This is a genomic window from Candidatus Sororendozoicomonas aggregata (genome assembly GCF_031528575.1).
In the GTDB taxonomy this organism is placed as follows: Bacteria; Pseudomonadota; Gammaproteobacteria; order Pseudomonadales; family Endozoicomonadaceae; genus Endonucleibacter; species Endonucleibacter aggregata.
The window spans coordinates 1-1,749 of the sequence record NZ_JAVLSP010000189.1; the positions used below are offsets into that span (position 1 = coordinate 1).

The window sequence follows — 1,749 nt, forward strand, 5'->3', positions numbered from 1 at the left end:
CTGGTTGCGGTTGCGGTTGCGGTTGCCGTTGCGGTTGCGGATCTCGCTGTCGTTCTCGTTTGAGTAAAAACGACGGTTTCTCCAGAGGGACCACTTATCTGCGATGCGGTGGTGACGATTCCCGTCGCCAAAGACTCCATCGTATGAATGACAGCGTAGATCGTGCCAACGCCCGGGATTGTCTGTTGATTAATGGATACTTCCGAGGGACTTCGCGCATAACTAGTAGATGCCTGGGGCTGTCGCGGTGGACTTATGGATAATTGATTCTGATTGTAGCCGGGGTGATCCTTAAGCAGATGCGCTCCGCGGGTTCTGTCAGACCTGAACCACCTGTTTCGACAGACGGGGCAATAAAAGCGCGTCTTAATACCACACTTGTGTGAATTCAAATTAGCCTGTTGCGAAAAGCGTTTACCACAAACACGGCATAGGAAGGGCTTCTCCCCGGTGTGGGTTCTATTGTGGACCCTGAGGGCGCCCGATTGAGCAAAGCCTTTCCCACATACATCGCATTTATGGGGCTTTTCTCCGGTATGGGTTCGGATGTGGTCAGTGAGAGTCGACTGTTGGACAAACCCCCTACCACAGATTCGGCATACATAGGGCCTGTCTCCGGTATGGGTTCGAATGTGTTGCTCCAGGACATGCAACATGTCAAACACCCTTCCACAGTGCCTACAGGTATGAGGAGGATTTGGCATAGAGCCTCCCTGTTTTATTAAGGATAAGCAGATTTTTTGACAACTTTTGTATAACTCTTATACAACCCACATCACCAGGGAAACTTATCTCCTACCCATGCGTTACTTAGATCGTCGAAATCCATTATTGGCACATCCTGTGGGTTTTCAGGCACGAAAAAAGAAGGCCCCGGGGCTTGTTGCGCGACCGCTGCTATTTCGACTGGATACGGTTGAGCGCTGGCCGCGCTTGTAACTGGTCCTGTAGCTGTGCTGGTTGCGGATCTCGCTGTCGTTCTCGTTTGAGTAAAAACGACGGTTTCTCCAGAGGGACCACTTATCTGCGCTGCGGTGGTGACGATTCCCGTCGCCAAAGACGTCATCGTATGAGTGACGGCGCAGATCGTGCCAACGCCCGGGATTGTCTGTAGATTAATGGATACTTCGGAGGGACTTTGCGCATAAGTAGTGGATGCCTGGGGCTGTCGCGGTGGACTTATGGATAATTGATTCTGATTGTAGCCGGGGTGATCCTTCAGCACATGTGCTTCGCGGGTTTTGTCAGACCTGAACCACCTGTTTTGACAGACAGGGCAATAAAAGCACGTCTTAACACCACACTTGTGTGAATTCAAATTAGCCTGTTGCGAAAAGCGTTTACCACAAACATGGCATAGGAAGGGCTTCTCCCCGGTGTGGGTTCTCTTGTGGACCTTGAGGCCGCCCGATCGGGTAAAGCCTTTCCCGCATACATCGCATTTATAGGGCTTTTCTCCGGTATGGGTTCGGATGTGGTCAGTGAGAGTAGCCTGTTGGGTAAACCCCCTACCACAGAATCGGCATATATAGGGCTTGTCTCCGGTATGGGTTCGAATGTGTTGCTCCAGGGTATCGAGCCTGTCAAACGCCCTTCCACAGTGCCTACAGGTATAAGGAGGATTTGGCATAGAGCCTCCCTGTTTTATTGAGGATAAGCGATTTTTTGACAACTATCGTATAACTCTTATACAACCCACATTACCAGGGAAACTTATCTCCTACCCATGCGTTACTTAGATCGTCGAAA

The 1,749-nt window shown here is 50.6% G+C and carries 2 protein-coding genes; both read right to left on the reverse strand.

The genetic code is table 11. The features are described 5' to 3' along the window. Nucleotides 1-704, reverse strand: a 704-nt coding sequence (locus tag V4C51_RS17690; protein WP_330927488.1) for a C2H2-type zinc finger protein, incomplete at its 3' end; no start/stop codon positions are given. A 71-nt stretch (nt 705-775) separates the two neighbouring features. Beyond that, nucleotides 776-1,630: a C2H2-type zinc finger protein gene (locus tag V4C51_RS17695; protein ID WP_330927489.1), complete on the reverse strand. Its 855-nt coding sequence runs from the start codon at nt 1,628-1,630 to the stop codon at nt 776-778. Between the last annotated feature and the right edge of the window lie 119 nt (nt 1,631-1,749).

Coding starts and splice junctions, on each gene's coding strand:
- V4C51_RS17695 (WP_330927489.1), bottom strand. CDS start 1,630: ATGCCAAATCCTCCTTATACCTGTAGGCACTGTGGAAGGGCGTTTGAC.